Origin of the sequence: Apibacter raozihei (assembly GCF_004014855.1) — a bacterium.
Taxonomy (GTDB): Bacteria; Bacteroidota; Bacteroidia; order Flavobacteriales; family Weeksellaceae; genus Apibacter; species Apibacter raozihei.
In genome coordinates this window covers 1072730-1092160 of sequence record NZ_CP034930.1, presented here as the reverse complement: position 1 = coordinate 1092160, position 19431 = coordinate 1072730, and the positions used below count along the sequence as shown (strand labels likewise).

Genomic DNA, 19431 nt, shown 5'->3' with positions numbered 1-19431 from the left:
GTTTTTTGCATATTATGGTTATTTTGAGTATTTGAGTATAAACACAACAGCCACCCATAGAACTATAACAATCTGAAGAAAATGATCTTTATATACCACTTTTGTGGGTGATTCTGTTTTATTATAGACAAAAGTTAGTTGCAAATATCTTAATATTCCCAGTATTACGAATATTACAGTATAAACAACGGAATAATGGAAATTCTTTTTAACATCGGGATCCAACGTATACATGATGTAACAAACGACGGAACATGTTGAAACGACGGTCATAGCTACATCTGTAAATTGGATATTATATCCATCAAGAGCTTTGCGAGTTTTTCCGGTTAATTCAGCATTGATGAGTTCTCCCCTCCTTTTACCTATACCCATAATCAAAGCCAGGAAAAATGTAAGCATTATAGCCCATATGGAAACCAGAAGGCCTGTTGCATAACCTCCCACAAAAACCCGTAACAAGAAACCTAAAGCAATAATGGTTATATCAATTAATGCAATATGTTTAAGTTTAAAACTATACGCCAGATTCATGATAAAATAAACTGAGATTATTATCGCAACTTTTACTGAATCCAAAACGAAACAACATAAAAAAGCTAAAGCAAACAAGGTGATAAATACCAATATTGCCTGTTTTTTATTTATTTTACCGCTCGCTAAAGGCCGGTTCTTTTTTTCAGGATGCTGACGGTCACTTTCAATATCTACATAGTCATTAATAACATATATAGAACTTGCAATAAATGAAAATGCAAAAAAGCCAATGATAGTATTCATTAATAATTGAAAATCCAATAATTTACCGGCAAAAAAAATAGGTAAAAAAACAAAAGAATTTTTAACCCACTGTTGAATTCTAATTAATTTTAAATACTCCACGCTATATAAAAATTTCTAGTTGCAAATATACCTTTTTTTTCCCAATTTTCCCGTAAATCATGTAAATCTATTTAAAAATCCAACGTTAATTGGGTCGACAACAATCTGAATGATTTACGGTGATGAACAGTTATTCCGCACCTTGAAATAGCTTCGCGATGAGCAATCGTTGGATAGCCTTTATTTTTAGCCCATTGGTATTGAGGAAATTCCTGTGCCAGCTTTTCCATCAAATGATCTCTGTAATTTTTTGCTAAAATCGACGCAGCTGCAATATTTAAATAAAGAGAATCTCCTTTTACTGCACAGTAATGAGGAATATTTTTATATGGATTGAACCGATTCCCATCAACTAATAAAAATTCAGGTAAGACAGTTAACGCATTTATCGCCTTATGCATAGCTAAAAAACTAGCATTCAGTATATTAATTTCATCTATTTTTTGAGGAGAAACCTCTGCAATAGCAAAATCAACGGCATTCTCTTTTATCTGAACTTCCAGCTCTTTACGCTTAGAAGCACTTAATTTCTTTGAATCTGTAATTTCATCATGAAAGTATGATTCCGGAAAAACAACAGCAGCAGCTACAACCGGCCCGGCCAGGCAACCCCTCCCCACTTCATCTAGCGCAACTTCAATCTTGTACTCTGAAAATTTATTCTTCATATTTTTCTACGTTCTTTTCATGCAATTGAAAAAACACGTTTTAAGTAGTGGCTATAACCTGTTGCACTTAGAAAATTTTCCTCATTACTCTCAACTGATGTGTATACCTGTTTAAATCAGAATTAAAAATGCCTGTATAATCCAAGTTATCAACTCGTACTTTGCCATGAGCATGAAGAATTTTTTGATCAGCTAAAATAAACCCGACATGAATAATTCTACCCTCTTCATTTTCAAAAAAAGCCAAATCTCCAGGCTCAGCTTCTTCGATAAAACTAAGCACCTGACCAACTTCAGCTTGTTGATAAGTATCTCTGGGTAATTTATACCCGGCCATTTTATAAACCATTTGTACTAATCCGCTACAATCTACCCCATAAGTACTTTTTCCTCCCCATAAGTAAGGCGTATTGATATATTTAAAAGCTAATTCCAGAATTTGACTTTTATTTTGTTTCCCTTTTATTAATGGTTCATCTACAAGAAACTTGTTATTGGAAGTAAGTTCGAATTCTCCTTCTTCATTGAGAAGGTGGATTTCTGCACCGATAGTTACTGGAAAAGGTTCATTTTTAGAAACCAGTAAGCTAAAAGGTTCAGAAATGAACATAATTTCTTGCTGAAAATTTGCATATTCAAGCTCACTTAAACTTGTAACCTGTTTCGAATCTATCCATCCTTCATATTCATCGAAAATAATTTTTATCTTAATCCATTGTTTCTTTACTTCTAAGACCTCACATATTTCTCCAAACAAAAGTTGCGTAACCATTTCTGAAGCATCTGAAGGTTCTTTTCGGACAGGAGCTACACTAACCTGACAAATAGATTTACTCATAACTGCAAATTTATTTTTTTCTAATGATACTTATGCCATCACGAACTGGTAAAATAACTACCTCCCAGTCTTTATCTTCGTTAATTTTTTTATTGAAAGCTCTAATTGACTCAGTCTTATTATCATTAGCATCAGATGCAACTTTGCCTTTCCACAAAATATTATCTGCTAAAATAACTCCTCCTGAACTTAATAAGGGCTTTATAAGATCCACATAATCTGAATATCTTTCTTTATCTGCATCCAGAAAAACCAAATTAATAGCCGTCTTAATACCCCTCAATGCATTTAGTGCATCATCCTCAATAAATTTAATTTGATTTACATATTCAGACTGCTTAAAATATTTTTTAGGCAGGTAAGAAGTTTCTTTATTTTTATCAATAGTTATGATTTCACCATCTTTTCGCAATCCTTCGGCTAAGCATAAAGTAGAATATCCGGTAAATGTTCCTACTTCCACAATAAGTTTGGGAGAAATAATTTTTGAAAGGATACTTAATATCCTTCCCTGCAATATTCCGGATATCATATGGGGCTGAGTGGTTTTCTGATAGGTTTCTCTTCTTAATAATCGTAACAAGGCCGGCTCTTCGTCCATATTTTGTTCAATATAACTCTCTAGGTTAGGAGACAAATTCATGTTTAATTAATTCTGATTTTATATTGTTCTTATTTCGATAAATTTTACAAATATAATCATTTAGACACTGATATAAAACTAAACAAATAGTTACATTTAACACAATCAAAATGTTTTAAAACTATTTTATTAACTTTAAATACAATTAATTACCCAGCTTATTTTAATACATTTTATTAGCGATTTGATAATTATAGCACGCAGATAATAAAGTATTGGTAATAAATAATGCATGCCTTATATTTGCAGCTCTTATGGAAATTGAAGTAAAAGAAATTGCTTCTTCAAGCGGTTTAAAAAATTTTGTAAAATTCCCATTATCTTTATATAAAGGGAATAAGTTCTATGTACCTTCATTAATACAGGAAGAACTTGAGTGCTTGGACAAGAATAAAAATCCTGTTTTTGAACATGCCGAAGTGTTCTATTTTTTAGCTTATAAGGATAAAAAAGTTGTTGGAAGAATTGCCGCTATTATAAATAATCAAGAAATTGAAAAGCAAAAAAAATTAAAAATTCGCTTTGGCTGGTTTGATGTAATTGATGACATTGAAGTTACTAAAAAACTTATTCATAAGGTTATTGAGATAGGCAAGAAAAAAAGATTAGAATATATCGAAGGACCGGTTGGTTTTTCCAATTTAGACAAAGCAGGTTTACTGACAGAAGGTTTTGAAAAAAAATCTACTATGATAGCATTGTACAATTACAGATATTACGAATCTCATCTAAAAGCTTTAGGTTTTACTACCGCTAATGAGTGGGTCGAAAATTACTTAACACTTCCGGAAGAACTGCCCGAAAAAGTCACAAAATTTGCAGATATAATTCAGAAAAGATACGATTTAAAAAGTTTTACATTTAGAAATAAGCAGGAAATGGAACCTTTTATATATCCTATTTTTGACTTGCTTGAGAAAACCTATGGCTCTTTAGATTCTTATGTACCTATTACAAAAAATGAAATAAGCTTTTACAAAAAGAAATATCTGAAAATTCTAATTCCTGAATTTGTCAACTGCGTAACTGATAAAAATGGAAAACTATGTGCCTTTGCCGTTACATCTCCATCTTTTGCAGATGCTTTACAAAAGTCCGGAGGTAAATTATTCCCATGGGGTTGGTATCATTTATATACGGCTGTGAAGAAGACCAATACGGCTGAGTCTTTATTGATCGGAGTTCATCCTAATTATCAGAAAAAAGGGATTACTTCATTGGTTTTCCGTAATATATTTCAAACATATAAAAAATATGGGTTACGATATATGGAAACAAATCCGCAACTTATAGACAATTTAAATGTTCAGCTATTATGGAAAGAATTTAATCCTGTAGTGCATAAAAAACGTAAAACATTTAAAAAATTGATATAACTGAATATCTCGTAATTTTCAAGCCTTTGATTAATTTATTTTATCCCATAAGTATAATATTAATTAAGAAAAATAATAATTTACATTGATTTACGCCTCGCATCTTCACTTTTTTCAAATTAATAAAAAACCGCTAAAACCCATTATTTATCTGACTTTAAGTTTTTATTAAGATTTATTACACTAACCCTTAACATAGAAAGCCTAAGAGTTTATAAAAATTTGGCACGATATTTTCTTACATTATGTCATATTAACATTAAAAAATAGACAACTATGTTTGAAATTTTTAAAGACAAAACAGGAAATTTTAGATTTAGACTAAAAGAAAAAAGCGGACATACAATTCTTTCAAGTGAAAGTTATACCCAAAAAACCAATTGTCAGAAAGGAGTTAGTTCCGTAAAAAGAAATTCTAAAAATGAAGATCGTTTCGAATTGAAACAAGCCTCTAACAAAAAATGGTATTTTAACTTAAAAGCAGGTAACGGTCAGGTAGTAGGAACCAGCGATCATTACGATAGTGAAGCTAGTGTAAAAAACGCAGTTAAAACGGTAGCAGATATTGCACCGGGAGCTGATACTGTTGACCTTTCAAAATAAACGGGAAATATCCTTAGATGTTATGAAAACGATAAAAACCACCTGTTAAGGTGGTTTTTATTTTTGTAATCAATAAATTATTTGAATTACTCCTTCATTAAATTTTTAAATTCAGTATCTTTGTTCCTTGTTTTTACAAACTTCGAAAACTGTTTATAATTTATCACAATTAAATTAAAATCAATAACTTGAATACAAAAGTCTCTGAAAAAGATTCCTCCATCAATCAGGATCTAATTTATATTAAAAATGCACATTTACATAACCTTAAAAATATCGACCTTTCCATTCCTAAAAATCAATTAACTGTAGTAACCGGGGTTTCGGGTAGTGGAAAATCCACATTAGCATTTGATACTCTATATGCGGAAGGTCAGCGAAGATATGTTGAAAGTTTAAGTTCTTATGCTCGTCAGTTTTTAGGAAAACTTGAAAAACCCCTGGTTGATGATATTAAAGGCTTAGCTCCTGCTATTGCCATACAGCAAAAAGTAATTTCCGGTAATCCTCGTTCAACAGTAGGCACAACAACTGAAATCTATGACTACTTACGTTTGATGTTTTCGAGGATAGGCAAAACATATTCTCCTGTATCAGGCGAAGAGGTTAAAAAAGATGAAGTCTCCGATGTTATCAATTATGTAAATTCTTTATCTGAAGGAGGTAAATACCTGTTATTATCGCCATTAGATTTAATGGATAAAGATTTTAATCAATTACTTCAAACACTTAAAGGGCAAGGCTATGTTCGCCTTGAAATTGAGGGAAAGGTAATATCAATAGAAGATTTGGAAAGTTTTGGATATTCTCCGGAGAAAAATACGTTGATCCATTTGGTCATTGAAAGATTTTCCATTGAACATCAAGAAGAATTTCTTCAACGTTTTGCCGATAGTGTGCAAACTGCTTTTTATGAAGGAAAAGGACAATGTATCATAGTAAATACAGAAAGCGGAGAAACTACCCATTTTTCCAATGCATTTGAATTGGATGACATACAATTCTTAGAACCTACAATTCATTTCTTTAGTTTTAATAATCCTTATGGAGCTTGTCCAGTGTGTGAAGGATATGGTAAAATTCTTGGAATTGATCAGGATTTAGTTATTCCTAATAAAAACATATCAATTTTTGAAGATGCTATAGTTTGCTGGAAGGGTGAAAAAATGAGTGAATGGAAAGACAATTTTATTAAACAAACTTCAAAGCTTAAATTTCCAATTCATAAACCTTATTATGAACTCACAGACGATCAAAAAGATATTCTTTGGAAGGGAGAAGGCAGTAAAAATTTCCCTTCTCTGAATAATTTCTTCAAAATGCTGGAAGAAAATACGTATAAAATACAGTATAGGGTCATGTTGTCAAGATACAGAGGCAGAACTATCTGCCCAGAATGCAACGGCAAACGTTTAAGACCCGAAACCAACTATGTCAAAATAGATGGATATTCTATCAATGACTGGATAGATTTACCTTTAAATCAGTTGTACGAAATTATTAAAAATCTAAAGCTAACCGAGTTTCAACAGCAAATAGCAAAGCGTCTTCTCCTCGAGATTAACAGCAGAGTAGAGTTTCTACTTGATGTAGGTTTAGGGTACCTTACTTTAAACCGAGCATCCAATACCCTTTCCGGTGGAGAATCGCAAAGAATTAATCTAGCAACTTCTTTGGGAAGCAGTCTGGTTGGATCTATATATATACTGGATGAGCCCAGCATTGGACTTCATGGCCGTGACACGGATCGTTTAATTTCTGTATTGAAAAGACTACGAGATCTGGGAAATACGGTGGTTGTGGTTGAACATGATGAAGATATTATGAAAGCTGCTGATTATCTCGTTGACATAGGCCCTCAAGCGGGCAGTCTTGGTGGAAAAGTAGTTTTTGCAGGAACCTACAGCGAAATGATGAAAACTCATACATTGACTTCTGAATACTTAAATGGTCAAAGAGAAATTAAAGTTCCTAAGATTAGAAGAAAAACAAAAGAATTTATTGAAATAACCGGAGCCCGTGAAAACAACCTTAAAGGGATTGATGTAAAACTCCCCCTACACTGTCTTACTGTTATAACCGGAGTCAGTGGATCAGGAAAAAGCACTTTAATGAAAGGAATAGTAACTCCTGCCCTTCAAAGAAAACTGGGTATCAGTGCAGATAAGCCCGGTAGCTTTTCAGAACTTAAAGGAAATTGGAAAGAAATTGAAAATCTGGAGTTGGTGGATCAAAATCCTATCGGTAAATCTTCCCGTTCCAATCCGGCAACCTATGTAAAAGCTTTTGATGACATACGGGATTTATTTGCAAAGCAAAAGTTAAGTAAACTAAACGATTATAAGCCAAAACATTTTTCATTTAATGTGGAAGGCGGTAGATGTGAAACCTGTCAGGGAGAAGGTCATATTACGGTTGAGATGCAATTTATGGCCGACATTGAGCTGGAATGCGAAACCTGTCATGGCAAACGGTTTAAACAAGAGATACTTGATGTTAAATATGAAGGAAAAAATATAGCTGATATTCTGGAAATGACCATTGACGAAGCTATAGACTTCTTCACAACTCATAAACAGGAAAAGATAACCTCTAAGCTTATTCCTCTTCAGGATGTAGGTTTAGGCTACCTTCAACTGGGACAATCTTCAGGAACACTTTCCGGTGGTGAAGCGCAAAGAATTAAATTGGCATCTTTTTTAGTTAAAGGAAATACTTCAAACCAAACTTTGTTTATTTTCGATGAACCCAGTACTGGTCTTCATTTTGATGATATTAACAAATTACTAAAATCTTTCAATGCTCTTATTGAAAAAGGACATAGCGTAATGGTTATCGAGCATCATCCGGATATAATTAAATGTGCTGATTATCTGGTAGACATAGGCCCTGAGGCTGGAATTAACGGGGGGGAAATAATTTTTAGCGGAACACCGGAAGATATTGTAAAATGTAAAAAATCTTTTACAGGAAAATATTTAAGAGATAAGATTAAAAGCTAAACCTAAAGAGTTTTCTCGGATTGATATGGGGATTAGTATTTAAATTTATGATATTCCAACTTAACAAAAATTAATATTTAACTAAGATAATAATTATACAAAAAGCTGTTTCCTTAAGGAAACAGCTTTTTGATTTCAAATAAATTTATAATTAAAATTTTAATTATCAAAACAAGGGATTTAAGAACTAGGTCAAACATTGAATTTAACCGATTGACGTACTAAGGTTTATTCTATACAGAGCTTATCTAATCATTGGCTTTGATCTCATCACCTGTAGTTAATACCTATGAAATAAAAGAGAGAGTTATTTTATTATCAGGTAAGCAATTGATATTGATTATTGGCTAATCGTCAATCCTGACAAAATCTCCCGCAGTATTGAAATCCAATTCCAATCCATTAGATAATTTAACTTCATATTTAAATGGATTTTTTTCAATCTTACTGATGGTTGTCCCTGGATATTGTTTAGTTACATAATTAATAATTTTTGAAGGAATGAACCCAGTAGGAAGTGCCTGATATTCACCATCAACTTCTTTCCAGTTCCCTTCAGCATCAAATTCAATTTCCATTCCGTTAGCAAAATGCACATCATAATCTACAGATCTGGTTTCTATATCTTTAACTATATACCCAACTGTTTGATTTGAAAAATAAGATTTCAAAAAAGATTGTGCCTTTTGAGGTAATTCATTTGAAGTTATTACTGTTTTTTGTGCAAAAATTACGGCTGTCATGGATAAAGTTAATACTAAACTTAATCCTATTTTTTTAATTGTTTTCATATCGTATAATTAAATATTTAATGCAAAGCTAAATGGAGATTTAGGAAAGATTTGGGAATAACTTTTAAAAATATCATTAAATTTAAAAAGTCAGATATTGACTATCTGACTTTTTAAAGATAAATTATTACATTAATATTTTTTCACGATCTTAAACGATCTGTTTTTAAACTTAATAATATAGGAACCTGGATTCATGTGGCTAAAATCAATTACCTTTTTTTCCTCACCTTTTAATAATACAACCTCCTTTATTAAAGCTCCTGTCCAATCATAAATGAATATCTTTTCCTCATAGTTTAGAGGAGTAGCTAATAATATATTTAATACCTGCCCTACTGGATTAGGACTTAATTGAATTAAAACTTTTTGCTCAGTAGGTTCATTAATTCCTAATGTCTTTTCTATCACAAGTTTCGTCTCAGCTGTAGCAGTAAAATGGTTATTGTCTTCTGGAGTGCTTGCTTTAACAATGTATGTTCCCTGATTAATCGGAGGTAATTCCGATAAAGGGTATTCAGTACCTTCAATTCCTTCATATTCAATTTTAATAGGTAAATCTGATACAGTATCCGATCCGCTTACCAACGGAGAATCAATAGAAACAGCCAGGCCGCTGTACGAAGCTTTCTTTTCCGTAAGTAAAATAACCGGTTGTGCTTTTAATACGGTAAAACGTGCAGAACTGCTATTAACCGAATGATAATTCTGATTACCTGCTATATAGGCTATAACAGTATAATTACCTGCCTCTAAAGCTAAGGGATAACTTAGATTATCTTTTGTGTAAACGTAAGTCACTGGCAATTGATCTGAATTTGCAAGATTGCTGACCTGTGCATCGTCTGTCTGTAGATGTTTTCCTGTATAAGTTACCGTTTTATCATTTAAACGTAATCTTACATTCCTTTTATTTATAGTTAAAATTCCATAATCCATATAATGATAGTATTCACAAGAAACTTCACGGTTTCCTCTATATACCTTACCCGTTATTAAATACCTTCCTGCATTTTCTCCCGGCTCTCTTACACCAATAATTTCATCTTCTTCAAGTAAAGATCCTCTTTTTACAAAATACTTATAAAAGTACGGATCTCTGTTTCCATAGGTTTTAAAATAGCTTTCCATCTTAAAGTACAATTGTTCTTCTGAATACATGGATGTTACATACTTATTTTTTTTGATCGTTAAAACATTATTTGCATACTGCGCATCTCCTATGGCAACACCATTGACGATCATATCGGGAGAAGAAAAATACGGAATATTAGGATGCTTGTTTCCATCACTGAAATATCTACCGTTTTCATATGTCATTACTGTAGAATACTTATTTCCGTTGAAATCAACACCTCTCCAGCCGGAAGAATATTTATAAATCCCAGGACCTGGATAAGATAATTGATCGCTGTGATGACTACAGCCCATATTGTGACCTATTTCGTGAACCATAGTATACGCCCAGCTGGACTGTTGTACCCTGCTTAAAGAAAAACCACAATGCTGGGAATCTCCTGCCTCAGTATATAATAATCCGGCAAGTCCGCCCGTAAAGTTAACTTTGGGCATAAAAACAACTAAATCTGCCTGATACAACTTACGCAGTTCATGCACCTCATCCATATACCCATCACCATTGATACGTATCCTACTTAAATCTTCACTGGTATCCGATTCTATATAATTTGTCAAATGTTTATAAACCAGATTGAAGGTTACTCCCGTTTGAGAATTATGCATCACCAGATTGGATTTTAACATAGCCTGATCAATTAGATGATCGATATCTGTAACCATCCAGTATTCACTTGCCCAATCTTGTGCTGCCGGTGTATATACTACCATCACATTAATGGTTACAGGTTCTTCTATTCCGGGAGAAATACACGAAGAAGCAACAGCATTCGATGAATTGTAGCCTGAATAGTATGCGGATTGTTCTGAATGATCTCCATTAAAATCTGTATCATTTTTTCCAATATGTATATCTCCTGCACAAGGAATTTCCAAATTTTTGATTTCAGACATTTTATATTGAAATAAATACGATTGGCCATGTTTCGTGCTAGCCAAATATTGCTCATCAGCTTCTGGAAGTTCAACAGAAAATGATATTCCTTCTAAGGATATGCTCAAAAAGCAATATCCGTATTTACAGTTCAAAACTTTTGCTGTTATCCCTGTAACCTCCTTATTTTTATCCTGTGATATTTTATCTATAACTGCTTTATATTTTTTATCCTCAAACAGGTTTAATAATAACGTATCTCCTACATTTTCCGGCTTTAATTTATTTAACTGAGTATTGTAGTTTAACTTTCTAACCCTTATATCTTTACCTGTCAGTAAATCATTTTTTAAAATAGCTGCTGGTATCACCTCCAACCTTTTCAGGTTTTTATCTGTACTATTAATTGTAATGGCTTGTTGTCCTTTTAGTAGTAAACCGAATAGAACTGCAAATACTAGGTATAAGTTCTTCATAATTGCTTTTTAATGTGTGTTATAAAGGTACATATATCTAACTTTAAATAAAAATAAAATTTTAATAAATTTTATTTTTATTTAACAAATTAGCATCTATTATGAAAAAGCATCAACTATTCAGCAGCATTTAAATGTAATATATAATTATTTACTTTTCATATTTGATTACAATTTAGAGCCTTAATTATACATTAAACTAAAGCGAGAAACCTCTGGTATACCAGAGGTTTCTCGCTTTTAACATAAAATACTTACTATGTTTTTACTTTTTGGCTTCGTTCATTTTAATAAGATTTAAAGCTGAACCGGCCTTGAACCATTCAATCTGACCTTCGTTATATGTATGGTTAGTAATAATAATATCTTTACTTCCGTCTGCATGAACTATTTCAATACTAATCGATTTACCCGGAGCAAATTGATCCAAATCTAAAAAGTTAAAAATATCATCTTCCTGAATTTTATCATAATCATCCGGCTGTGCAAAAGTTAATGCCAGCATTCCTTGCTTTTTAAGGTTTGTTTCGTGAATTCTGGCAAAAGATTTAACTAAAACCGCTCGAACTCCCAAATGTCTGGGCTGCATAGCTGCATGCTCCCTGGAGGAACCTTCACCATAGTTATAATCGCCTACAACCAGAGTAGGAACTCCGTCAGCCTTATATTTTCTCGCTGAATCCGGAACCGCCATATACTCTCCGGTATCTTCATTTTTAACCTTATTGGTTTCCATATTAAATGCATTCACTGCACCTATCAAGGTATTATTGGAAATATTATCCAGATGTCCGCGGTATTTCAACCAAGGACCTGCCATGGAGATATGGTCGGTAGTACATTTCCCATAGGCTTTAATAAGTAACCGTATCCCTGTAATATTTTTACCATCCCAGGCAGGAAAGCTTTCCAAAAGCTGTATGCGATCAGAATCTGGAGAAACTTCTACCTGTATTGAAGAACCATCTGCTGCAGGAGCCTGATATCCTGGATCATCTACGTCAAAACCTCTGGGAGGAAGTTCAAACCCATTAGGCTCTTCCAGCAATATTTCTTCTCCCTGCTCATTTTTCAAGGTATCTTTGCGTGGATCAAAAGTTAAATCTCCGGCAATAGCCAAAGCAGTTACTAATTCCGGTGAACCTACAAAAGCGTACGTATTGGGGTTACCGTCTGATCTTTTAGCAAAATTACGGTTAAAGGAGTGTACGATCGTATTTTTCTCCTGCTTTTCAGCTCCTTCCCTCGCCCATTGTCCGATGCACGGACCGCAGGCATTGGCAAAAACTTTTCCTCCGATTTTATCAAATATATCCAGGTAACCATCTCGTTCCACGGTATATCTTACCAGCTCAGATCCTGGAGTAATCGTATATTCCGCTTTGGGCTTTATTCCTTTTTCTGCTGCCTGTTTAGCTATGGAAGCAGCACGTGAGATATCTTCATACGATGAATTCGTACAAGATCCTATCAAACCTACTTCTATCTGCAACGGCCAGCCGTTTTTCTCAGCCACTTCTTTCATTTGGGATATCGGCGTAGCTATATCCGGTGAAAAAGGACCGTTTAGGTGAGGTTCCAAATTGTTTAAATCTATTTCGATTAATTGATCAAAATATTGCGCCGGATTTTCGTACACTTCTTTGTCCGCACGAAGTTCATCTTTTAACAAATCCGCTTCGTCTGCAATTTCTGCCCGGCTGGTACTTCTCAGGTATCTGCTCATACTTTCATCGTAAGCAAAAATGGAAGTGGTAGCTCCTACCTCGGCTCCCATATTACATATCGTACCCTTACCTGTACAGGAAAGCGATTCCGCTCCTTCTCCGAAATATTCAACAATACAGCCCGTTCCTCCTTTTACAGTTAATAAACCGGAAACTTCCAATATAATATCTTTAGGAGATGTCCAACCGCTTAGTTTACCAATAAGCTTAACACCTATAAGTTTAGGAAACTTCAACTCCCAGGCCATGCCTGCCATAACATCCACGGCATCTGCTCCACCTACACCAATAGCTACCATTCCTAACCCTCCGGCATTTACCGTATGAGAGTCCGTCCCAATCATCATCCCCCCTGGAAATGCATAATTTTCAAGGATTACCTGATGTATAATTCCTGCTCCGGGTTTCCAGAATCCAATACCATATTTATTAGATACTGAGGATAAGAAATTATAAACCTCATTATTTTTATTTAGTGCTTCCTGCAAATCTTTGTCAGCACCTACCCTGGCCTGTATAAGATGATCGGCATGCACCGTAGAAGGAACCGCTGCGTTTTTTTTACCTGCCTGCATAAACTGAAGCAGTGCCATCTGCGCTGTAGCATCCTGCATCGCTACGCGATCCGGAGTAAAATCCACATAGGACTCTCCACGGACAAAAGCTTCGGTAGGATCTCCGGCAAATAAGTGAGAATATAATATTTTTTCAGAATAAGTCAAAGGTTTTCCTGCTACTTTTCGAGCTTTTTCAACTCTTGACACATAACGGCCGTATACCGCTTTAATCATATTTAAATCAAAAATCATAGCTATATTTTATTGGTTTTATATTATACTTGCTTTTTTCACAACTGATTTACTACTAACAACTTACTATTTCAATTCTTCTTTTATACCCTTCGGCATCTATTAGCTGATTAGGTTTCCTAATATACAATTTAAATTAATATTTTTATGATTTTTGTCACATTTTAAAGAAATTTGTACTGATTCTAAATTATCTCAATTTTCAATTTACGGTTATCGTCAACCTTCATTTTCATTTTGTTTGTTCATTATGATTCATAACTTTTTACACGCCCATAGTAATATTTACATAAATATTTTAAAAAAGATTTATTTAATTGATTAAACAACTAATAAAATTAAAAAATCAATTGTATTTCTAGGTAAAAAAACACCATGAAAAACTTAATAAACATAAACACTTTTTTACTATTTTAATTAAACAAAATATCTTGTTTAAATTAAACAAAAATTATTAAAAAATTTAATTAATCTCTTTATATAAAATAATATGTTGAATTTACATTTTACAAAAAATTTAATTTAAATTAAACATAATTACTGTTTATTATTAAACAAATTCCAGTCATTTCACATTCATCCAATTACGTTAAGAGCAGCAATACTATACACTATAATGAACCTGACAATTAATTAAATAAATTAAACGTTTAAATTGTTACAACAATAATACAATTCCGTTTTTTATCTCATATTTTATTTTATTTATCCGGATAAACCTTTATCTTTGTTACTTCATTTGCTGAAAACTAACTTTATGAAATATTTATACACTGATCAACTCAGGCATCTGGTGCCTTTATTTTTGATGTTTTATTTTTCTTCACTTCCCCTTTACTCTCAGGATATTTCCTGGCAGAAAAGTATCGGAGGAAAACAGGGGGAATATCTTTTTGATGCGCTACCTACTCCGGATTATGGAAGCATCCTTGCCGGAAGTTCGGTTTCGGTTAAATCCGGAGATTTACAGCATACTACTCAGGGCAGCCTGGATTATTTCCTATGGAAACTTAATGAACAAGGACATCAGGAATGGCAAAAATCGTTGGGAGGAAACCAGGCGGATTATCTGTACAGTATAGGGCTTACTCAGGACGGAGGCTATATTCTGGGAGGAAGTTCTTTTTCGGGAATTTCAGGGGATAAAACGGATTCCTGCAGAGGACTAAATGATTACTGGATTGTAAAGCTGGATGCCAGGGGAGAAATACAATGGCAAAAAACACTGGGTGGGGCCGGTTCCGACCAGCTCCTATCCATAAGACAAACTTCTGATCTGGGTTATATTCTCGGAGGTTCTTCTGATTCCCCTGCTTCTTCGGAAAAGAAGGAGCCATCGAGGGGCTCCATGGATTTCTGGATTATCAAGCTGGATAGTAAGGGAACTATTCTCTGGCAGAAAACACTGGGTGGAGAAAATTACGAATTGTTGAAAAGTATCCGGGAAATTCCCGGGGGATATATAGCTGCGGGATATTCCAACTCTCCTGCCGGGTTCGATAAATCTGAAAATTCCTACGGAGAAAACGACTATTGGCTGGTCCGCCTGGATAACCAGGGAACGGTAGTTTGGGAAAAAAGCTATGGAGGTAAAGGAAATGATGAACTGGCAGATATGATCGTTACCCGGGACGGCGGATTTTTACTGGCCGGAAGCTCTGATTCTCCTCCTGAAGGAACTAAATCTGCGAGCCTGGGGGAAGGTTCTGATATCTGGCTGATTAAAACTGATCCGTCCGGAAATCCGGTTTGGCAGCAGTCGGTGGATATGGGGGCTGTAGATATTCCCTCGAAAATTATGGAAACCGAACCGGGTGATTTTTTGATTGCCGGCAGTTCATTGTCTGTGGATGCGAACGGAATTATGCAAAGTGATTATATGACTGTAAAAATTTCTGCTTCCGGAGAAATTTTATGGAAAAAGAAAATTGGAGGAGATCGGACGGATTTGTTATCCTGTGCTGCGGAAACCCGTAACGGAAGCCTGCTTTTGGCGGGTACCTCCAATTCTTCCCTATCTAGGGACAAAACTGTGGATACGCAGGGACAAACGGATTTCTGGGTGGTCAAGATGCTCACGGATGAAAAACAAACTACTGAAACTCAAAGAAAATCCTGGGAAATATATCCCAACCCTACGGAACGATTTGTGAATGTAATTATTGCCGGAGAATTAAAGGGTCATGAGAATATTCAGGTTTTTGATTTAAGCGGAAAATTGCTTCAACAAAAATCTGTTCGGTATTCTACTACTCCCATAGATTTATCCGGATATACTCCGGGCGTATATCTCTTTTCTATTACTCTTCCTTCGGGTATTAGAGAATCTGTGAAAATTATTAAATCCGGAAATTAAATTTTTATTTTAAAACTATCTCAATGAAAAAAAACAAACTACTTTTTATTATTTTATTTTTTTTACAAGTTGGTATCGGTTTTTCACAGAGAAAAGACCAATACAATATAGAAAACTTAACTCCTCCTACCCCAATTTCTGAAAGTTTAGGCTCTTATGGAAATATAAACGTTGGACTGTTTACAGGAAGTCCTGACATATCTATCCCTATCTACACATTTAAACACGGAAGCAACAACTATCCTATAAAAGCCACCTATTCTTCAAATGGAGTTAGGGTTGATGAAATATCTAAACAACTAGGTCTCAGTTGGAACCTTATCTCAACTGGAGTTATTAACAGAACCATACGCAAGGAACCCGATGAAACATCATCTTTTTTTGATTTAGAGAAATTCCCTGCTGCCTTATCATGTCAAAAAAATGATCCAAATTTACTTATAGCTATAAAACCAGACTACGATACGGAAAAGGATGTTTTTACTCTTACTATTCCTGATATTTTATCTGTGAAATTTATTTTAGATAAAGGCAAAATTATACAATTAGAACCTTCTAATATTAAAATTGAAACTTTCACATCAAAAGATTTACCTACATGCCTACACTTTAAAGTCACTAATATAGACGGTACAGAATATTACTTTGGTGAACATGAAAATTCAATTGAATTTGTAAGACAAAGATCTTCCGCCCAAATCCACCCCAAACAAGTAAATACAGCCTGGTACTTAACCAGAATCAAAACCACTCAGGGAGAAGAACTAAAATTCAATTATATAACTAAAGGTTTTAATTATATTTCTTCATATTCCCAAACTGCAACAGGGAAATACAATGATAAAACCCCTTTAGACATCACGGCTAACATACCTATCCCCCAATATGAACTTAGCAGAGTTCCTTATTTAAATTCAATTATAGATGACAAAGGCAATCAAGTTGAGTTTTTTTATGAAATATTTAAAATTCCTGCTCAAAAAAGCAATAATGAGTCATGCCAGCTTACAAAAATAAACATTAAAAGTACATACCAATTATTGAAGTCTTTTGAATTTAATTATATAAGAGTACCCGTAAATAATTCTTATAGCAATAACTATACACATTTAAATGACGAAAGAATATTTCTTAGTGCTATTAAAGAAATATCTTCTACAAATTCAGTTATAAAACAGCATACTTTTGAATATTATTACCCGCAGGAATTACCAGCACGTCATTCATATGCTAAAGATATATATGGATATTTTAATAATGCTAATAATTTTAATCTAATCTATGATAATCTTCCTTTAAATTCAAGATTTTTTAAAAATACAAATCGAAATTCTAACCCAAAAACTTCGTATTATGGACTTTTAAAAAAAATTGTTTATCCTACAAGAGGATTTACTGAAATTCAATATGAACCCAATACAAGAAACATTGATGAGTATGTAATTCCACCGCCAGTCCCCCAAGAAAATGTCTTAACTTACTATGGTTCTAACTATACTGGTCACAAAAATGATTTTGTCGAATTTGAGGTACCTTTCTCACAGGAAGGAAAGTTATCCATAACTATTGATTTTGACGATGGTGATCCAAAATGTACATATGATCCTATACATAATAAAGTAGGTGGAAATATTACTCTACTTGATTCCAAAGACAATATTGTTTCTATCGGTAACCACACTTCAGAAATTGTATATAAATTTCCGTATTATTTAGCTGAAGGTATGTACAAACTAAAAGCGACAGGATTAAGAAAATGTACTTATGTCAGCGGTACCATTTTCTACTCAAAAATAAAACCTTATTATCAAAATGTAAATAAACCGTATGCAGGTAATCGAGTAAGCAAAATTATTAATTACACTGAAGAGAATAAAATCAGTCACATAAAAAAATATTATTACGCTAGCAATATTAATAACATGGACAGGAGCAGTGGGGAATTTGTAACTGCCTCACCGGATTTATCACCTAACATAGATTCATATGGCGAGGGGAATGTTCAACTTATTACTCTTTATTCTAATCCAGCAGTTCCTCTATATTCTATGGATGGTTATAGTATCGTATACCCAACGGTTATAGAAAGTATAGGCGGAGATAATTTTGAGCAAGGTGGAATCAAGCATTCTTTTATCTTGAATCAAGAAGAACTTCCTTATAGTGAATGTCGTGCATTTGAAAATGGAGATGTAAATACATCACGAGGAGTCAGTATGGGAAATGCTTTTCTTAATGGAAAGCCATTAACTGAATTAAAATTTAAAAAAGATATTGATACAATTCAACATTTAGAATTTAAAAAATATACTTACAAAAAACAAAAAAGTTTAGATTATAAATATAAAAATTACGTTCCAAAACAAATTGGGTATGATCTTATGCAAACCATCGGTGAAGTACCAAATCAACTAAATAAAGGATACCATTATAATGTGGACAGCTACTTCATCTATAGCCAAAGACATTATTTATCGTCCATTGAATCGTTTGTTTATACTACAAATGGAAATATCAAAACAACCACACAGTATAACTACGATAGTCCCAATCACTTACAGCTTACCAGTGAAAAAGTAAGCACCTCCACCGGAGAGCTGATTACCCAGTATCAATATCCTCCGGATTTAGCTGCAAGTCATCCTCTTATGCAGGAGCTAACGGCACAAAACCGCATTGCTGCTCCGGTATCCACTGAGGTACGAAGATTGGAAAACGGTACAGAAAAGCAGCTTTCTTTTAGCCGCATTGAATATGCTAAAGATGCAACTACCTCAAAGCTTATCCTGCCTAAGTTTGTTTACTCTAAAAAAGGAGAAGCCAGTGCCGAGAAGAAAATCACTTATGACCGTTACGATTCTCATGGAAATCTTCTGCAATACACACCGCAAGAGGGGCTGCCGGTCACTATTATCTGGGGATACAGCCAGACGTATCCTATTGCTAAAATTGAGGGAGCCACGTATAGTCAGATAGAAAACCAGGTCGAAAACCTCCAAAAACTTTCGGATGATGCCAATTCATCCGGCCTGTGGGAGGCTTTTGCCCGGCTCAGAGCCCAGCTTCCTGATGCCCGTATAACCTCCTACACTTACCAGCCCTTAGTGGGGGTTACCTCCATCACCGCTCCCAACAGCCTGACGGAATATTACAGCTACGATTCGATGGGAAGACTCATGCAAATCAAAGACTCCGAGGGAAACCTGCTTAAATCATTTGAATATAACTATAAATCTCAAAATTAATTAT

The 19431-nt window shown here is 34.0% G+C and carries 12 protein-coding genes; 5 read left to right on the top strand and 7 right to left on the bottom strand.

Going from position 1 to position 19431, the window contains the following annotated elements; all coding sequences use genetic code 11:
- Window positions 1–18 precede the first annotated feature (18 nt).
- From EOV51_RS05025 to EOV51_RS05010, 4 genes are all read right to left on the bottom strand, one after another.
- Window positions 19–882 carry a decaprenyl-phosphate phosphoribosyltransferase gene (locus tag EOV51_RS05025; protein ID WP_128150480.1) on the bottom strand — a complete coding sequence of 288 codons (864 nt, stop codon included), beginning with the start codon at window positions 880–882 and terminating at the stop codon, window positions 19–21.
- Between the two features lie 71 nt (window positions 883–953).
- Entirely contained in the window at window positions 954–1550 is a 597-nt protein-coding gene (locus EOV51_RS05020; RefSeq protein WP_128150478.1) for a ribonuclease HII, read from the bottom strand.
- A gap of 67 nt (window positions 1551–1617) precedes the next feature.
- Window positions 1618–2388 (bottom strand): C40 family peptidase, encoded by a 771-nt coding sequence (locus tag EOV51_RS05015; RefSeq protein ID WP_128150476.1) that lies wholly within the window; start codon window positions 2386–2388, stop codon window positions 1618–1620.
- Between the two features lie 10 nt (window positions 2389–2398).
- The gene (locus EOV51_RS05010; protein WP_128150474.1) at window positions 2399–3031 is read right to left on the bottom strand and encodes an O-methyltransferase; all 633 of its coding nucleotides are present in this window, start codon (window positions 3029–3031) and stop codon (window positions 2399–2401) included.
- 254 nt (window positions 3032–3285) lie between these two features.
- Here EOV51_RS05010 and EOV51_RS05005 point away from each other — a divergent pair, with 254 nt between their 5' ends.
- The 3 genes from EOV51_RS05005 to uvrA all read left to right on the top strand — a co-directional run bounded on the left by EOV51_RS05005 (window position 3286) and on the right by uvrA (window position 8012).
- Window positions 3286–4407, top strand: a complete 1122-nt coding sequence (locus EOV51_RS05005) for a GTP cyclohydrolase (RefSeq protein WP_128150472.1) — start codon at window positions 3286–3288, stop codon at window positions 4405–4407.
- Between the two features lie 276 nt (window positions 4408–4683).
- On the top strand, window positions 4684–5010 hold the full coding sequence (locus EOV51_RS05000; protein WP_128150470.1) for a YegP family protein: 327 nt from the start codon (window positions 4684–4686) through the stop codon (window positions 5008–5010).
- A 188-nt stretch (window positions 5011–5198) separates the two neighbouring features.
- Window positions 5199–8012, top strand: a complete 2814-nt coding sequence (gene uvrA / locus EOV51_RS04995) for an excinuclease ABC subunit UvrA (protein WP_394343664.1) — start codon at window positions 5199–5201, stop codon at window positions 8010–8012.
- A 347-nt stretch (window positions 8013–8359) separates the two neighbouring features.
- On the opposite strand, the gene EOV51_RS04990 is transcribed toward uvrA, so the two are convergent.
- The 3 genes from EOV51_RS04990 to EOV51_RS04980 form a co-directional block, all read right to left on the bottom strand.
- Window positions 8360–8803: a PepSY-like domain-containing protein gene (locus tag EOV51_RS04990; protein WP_128150468.1), complete on the bottom strand. Its 444-nt coding sequence runs from the start codon at window positions 8801–8803 to the stop codon at window positions 8360–8362.
- A 132-nt stretch (window positions 8804–8935) separates the two neighbouring features.
- Window positions 8936–11290 (bottom strand): zinc-dependent metalloprotease family protein, encoded by a 2355-nt coding sequence (locus tag EOV51_RS04985; protein ID WP_128150466.1) that lies wholly within the window; start codon window positions 11288–11290, stop codon window positions 8936–8938.
- A 265-nt stretch (window positions 11291–11555) separates the two neighbouring features.
- A complete protein-coding gene (locus EOV51_RS04980; protein ID WP_128150464.1) occupies window positions 11556–13826 on the bottom strand; it encodes an aconitate hydratase in 2271 nt (756 codons plus the stop codon).
- A gap of 757 nt (window positions 13827–14583) precedes the next feature.
- Between EOV51_RS04980 and EOV51_RS04975 the strand changes: the two genes are divergently transcribed.
- Both EOV51_RS04975 and EOV51_RS04970 read left to right on the top strand, forming a co-directional pair.
- Window positions 14584–16182, top strand: coding sequence for a T9SS type A sorting domain-containing protein (locus EOV51_RS04975; RefSeq protein WP_128150462.1), 1599 nt, complete (start codon window positions 14584–14586; stop codon window positions 16180–16182).
- 23 nt (window positions 16183–16205) lie between these two features.
- A complete protein-coding gene (locus EOV51_RS04970) occupies window positions 16206–19427 on the top strand; it encodes a hypothetical protein (RefSeq protein WP_128150460.1) in 3222 nt (1073 codons plus the stop codon).
- Window positions 19428–19431 lie beyond the last annotated feature (4 nt).